Source organism: Rhizobacter sp. P2_H2 (genome assembly GCF_056403375.1).
This window is the reverse complement of sequence record NZ_JBFUFP010000513.1, coordinates 1-3805: the sequence shown is the minus strand read 5'-3', so window position 1 is coordinate 3805 and position 3805 is coordinate 1. Positions and strand designations below refer to the sequence as shown.

The window sequence follows — 3805 nt, the reverse complement described above, 5'->3', positions numbered from 1 at the left end:
GAGCACTTCCTTGCCGAGGCTGTCGAGCAGGAAGCTGGAGTTGCGGTACAGCGCGCCGCCGCTGGTGGCCTGCACGTAGCCGCCGAGCAGCCCGGTGGCGAGCGTCGACTCGAACAGCACCGGCACCACGCAGGTCTTGATCTTGCGCGACTTCAGCCGCGACAGCGCGCGCTCGGCGGCGTAGCGGCCGATGGCCTCGGGGCTGGCGAGATCGCCGGGCGCGCGCATCGAGCTGTACCAGGCGTCGCGCTGCATGTCGTCGCCGCCGCGGCCGGGCAGCGACGCGATCGGCGCCACCGACACCGAGTGCCGCGAACTGGCATAGCCGCCGCGGAAGCCGCGGCTGTTGCCGGCGAAGAAGTGCGATTGCTGCGCCGACACGCCGGCGCCTTCGCTGTTGGTGATGCGGCGGTCGGTGGTGAGCGCGGCGGCCTCGCAACGCTGCGCGATCTCGGCAGCACCGGCGGCATCGATGTCCCACGGGTGGAACAGGTCGAGGTCGCGGGTGGCGGCTGCGCCGAGCGCCAGGTCGGCGTCATCCGGCAGGCCGGCGGCCGGGTCTTCGGCGGTGAAGCGGGCGATGTCGTAGGCGGCCTTGACCGTCTGCTCCAGCGCGGCCGGCGAGAAATCGGACGTGCTCGCGTTGCCGCGGCGCTGGCCGAGGTAGACGGTGACACCGATCGACTTGTCGCGGTTGCGCTCGACGTTCTCGATCTCGCCCTTGCGCACCGACACCGACAGGCCCGCGCCTTCGGAGACCTCGACCCCCATGTCGCTCGCGCCGAGCGTCTTGCCGAGCGACAGCGCGTCTTCGACCAGTTGCTCGAAGCGCTCGCGCGAATACGCGAAACCGTGGGTGGGGAGGGAGGACTGGGTCATGGAGGCGGCAGGCGCACGAGGCAGCCAAGAGGAAGCGAGGGCTATCATACCGACGCCCTTGCCCGTGCAGCCCTCGTTTCCCCTCATGGCCCCTCGAACTCCCAAGAATCACGTGCCCGACCCTGTCGCCTCCGAAGACGGCGACGACGACTTCGACGGCCCCAGCAAGACGCAGCTGAAGAAGGACATGCACGAGTTGCAGGCGCTGGGCGAGGCCTTCGCGGCGCTGCCCGAGAGCCGCATCGTCGGGCTGCCGATCTCCGAGACGCTGATCGGCGCGGTGATGGAATACCGCCGCACCCGTTCGCACGAGGGGCGGCGGCGCCAGATGCAGTACATCGGCAAGCTGATGCGGCGCGACGACGTCGGGCCGATCCGCGAGGCGGTCACCGCGATGCAGCTCGGCCAGGCCAAGGATTCACTGGCGCTGCACGAGGCCGAGCGCTGGCGCGCCGAGCTGATCGCGAGCGACGACGCGCTGACCACCTGGATGCAGAAGCACCCCGGCGGCGACGTGCAGCAGCTGCGCAGCCTGATCCGCGCGGCGCGCAAGGATGCCGCGGTGGCGCCGGAGCAGCGCAGCGGGCGGGCCTACCGCGAGCTGTTCCAGTTCATCAAGGCACTGACGCTGGCGGACGACAACGATGGCGAATGAGAGCCCCGCCGCGCCGCTCGACACGGTGCGCATCGGCCTGGTGTCGATCAGCGACCGGGCCTCGAGCGGCGTCTACGAAGACAAGGGGCTCCCGGCGCTGCAGACCTGGCTGGGCCGCGCGCTGCGCAACCCGGTCGAGTGGGAGACGCGGCTGATCCCCGACGAGCAGGCGCGGATCAGCGCGGCACTGGTGGAGCTGGTGGACGCCCGTGGGTGCCACCTGGTGCTGACGACCGGCGGCACCGGCCCGTCGCCGCGTGACGTGACGCCGGAGGCGACGCTGGCGGTGGCCGACCGCGAGATGCCGGGCTTCGGCGAGCAGATGCGCCAGATCAGCCTGCGCTTCGTGCCGACCGCGATCCTGTCGCGGCAGGTCGCGGTGCTGCGCGGCAAGGCGCTGATCATCAACCTGCCGGGGCAGCCGAAATCGATCGCCGAGACGCTGGAGGGCCTGCCGAACGCGCAGCCGCCGGCGCCGGGGATCTTCGCCGCGGTGCCGTACTGCATCGACCTGATCGGCGGGCCGTACCTCGAGACGGACGAGAGCGTGTGCCGCTCGTTCCGCCCGAAGTCCGCGCAGCGGCCTGCGCCCGCCGCTACTTGACCAGCTGGTTCATCCGCTCGGCGTCGAAGTGCTCGGCCTTCTGCGCATCGGCCGGCACGCAGTCGTCCTTCGCCGGTGACAGCTTCTCGATCGCCGCCCACAGCAGCGCGATCTGGTGCTCGTGGCCGGCGGCGTTGTCGATCAGGCCCTTCATCGCCTGCGACACCGGATCGTCGCCCTGCGTGACGCCGTAGGCCGAGAAGACCTTCCTGTCACCGGGCTCGACATGCGACGGGTCGTCCTTCGCGAGGATGATGCGCGCCGGGTTGCCGACCGCGGTCGCACCGGCCGGCACCGGCTTGGTGACGACCGCGTTCGATCCGACACGCGCGCCCTCGCCGACCGTGAACCCGCCGAGCACGCAGGCATTCGCACCGATGATCACGCCGCGCCCGAGCGTCGGGTGACGCTTGGCGCCCTTCACGAGCGAGGTGCCGCCGAGCGTCACGCCCTGGTAGATCGTGCATTCGTCGCCGATCTCGGCCATCTCGCCGATCACGACGCCCATGCCGTGGTCGATGAAGACACGCCGGCCGATCGTCGCGCCGGGGTGGATCTCGATGCCGGAGAAGAAGCGCGCGACGTGCGAGATGAAGCGCGCCGGCCAGTGCCAGCCGTGCGTCCAGCAGGCGTGCGACCAGCGGTGCATCAGCAGCGCATGCAGGCCCGGGTAACAGGTGACGACCTCCCAGGTGCTGCGCGCGGCGGGGTCGCGCTCGAGGATGCAGGCGATGTCTTCTCGGAGGCGGTCGAACATGGGGGTGGGGTGAGACCGGGGCGGGTCAGTTTATCTGGCAGCTTGAAAGTCCACGGCCGTCAGGGGCAAGTGCGCGCCGGTGGGCCGCTCAGCCGCGGCGCTGGATCGCGCGTGCGATGCCGCGCAGGATGTGCACTTCTTCCGCGCTGAGTTCCGCCCGGTTCAGCAGTTGGTTCAGCCGCGGCATCAGCTTCTTCGGCGCGGCCGGATCGAGGAAGCCGATGTCGGTGAGCGCCTGCTGCCAGTGCTCGAGCAAGCCCTGCACCTGGGCGCCGTCGGCGAGCGTTGCATCCGGCACGCGCGGCACCACCTCGAAACCGCCGAGCGCCTGGCGCCAGTCGTAGGCCAGCAACTGCACCGCCTGCGCGAGGTTCAGCGAGCCGTAGTCGGGATGGGTCGGGATGCTGATGCAGGCATGGCAGCGGTAGACGTCGTCGTTGGCCATGCCGAAGCGCTCGGAGCCGAACACGAAGGCCACGCGGTGCTCGCTGCGTGCCAATTCGGCGAACAGCGGCCGCGGCGCGTGCGTCGCCGGGCCGAAATCGCGCGGCGTCATCGCGGTGGCGCAGGCGTAGCTGATGCCGTCGAGCGCCTCGGCGAGGCTGCCCACCACCCGGGCGCGCACCAGGATGTCGGCGGCACCGCTGGCCATCGCGACGGTGTCCTCGTGCACCAGCGCATCGGCAAAGCGCGGCGCGACCAGCACCAGGTCGCTGAAGCCCATCGTCTTCATCGCGCGCGCGGTGGCGCCGATGTTGCCGTAGTGGCTGGTGTTGAGCAGGATGAAACGGGTGCTGTCGATGGACATCGGTGGCTCGGGGATTTCCCCAGGGACGAACGGCTAAAATCCGCGATTATCCGCAGCGCCCCGCGCGCTGCCCGCTCTTTCTCACCTCCGTCTGCCTCTCAC

The 3805-nt window shown here is 70.4% G+C and carries 5 protein-coding genes; 2 read left to right on the top strand and 3 right to left on the bottom strand.

All coding sequences use genetic code 11. The features are described 5' to 3' along the window. The coding region (locus AC1D15_RS21430) for a PmbA/TldA family metallopeptidase (protein WP_477827556.1) at window positions 1-879 on the bottom strand (879 nt) is incomplete at its 3' end. Window positions 880-991: 112 nt separating this feature from the next. On the opposite strand from AC1D15_RS21430, the gene yjgA reads away from it, so the two are divergent. Continuing rightward, window positions 992-1534: a ribosome biogenesis factor YjgA gene (yjgA, locus tag AC1D15_RS21425; protein ID WP_465113441.1), complete on the top strand. Its 543-nt coding sequence runs from the start codon at window positions 992-994 to the stop codon at window positions 1532-1534. Then, window positions 1524-2138, top strand: coding sequence for a molybdopterin adenylyltransferase (gene mog / locus AC1D15_RS21420; protein WP_477827555.1), 615 nt, complete (start codon window positions 1524-1526; stop codon window positions 2136-2138). The genes yjgA and mog overlap by 11 nt, the downstream gene beginning before the upstream one ends. On the opposite strand, the gene cysE is transcribed toward mog, so the two are convergent. Beyond that, entirely contained in the window at window positions 2131-2895 is a 765-nt protein-coding gene (gene cysE / locus AC1D15_RS21415) for a serine O-acetyltransferase (RefSeq protein ID WP_477827554.1), read from the bottom strand. The genes mog and cysE overlap by 8 nt on opposite strands. An 88-nt stretch (window positions 2896-2983) precedes the next feature. Continuing rightward, a complete protein-coding gene (locus AC1D15_RS21410) occupies window positions 2984-3703 on the bottom strand; it encodes an RNA methyltransferase (protein ID WP_477827553.1) in 720 nt (239 codons plus the stop codon). Window positions 3704-3805: the final 102 nt, after the last annotated feature.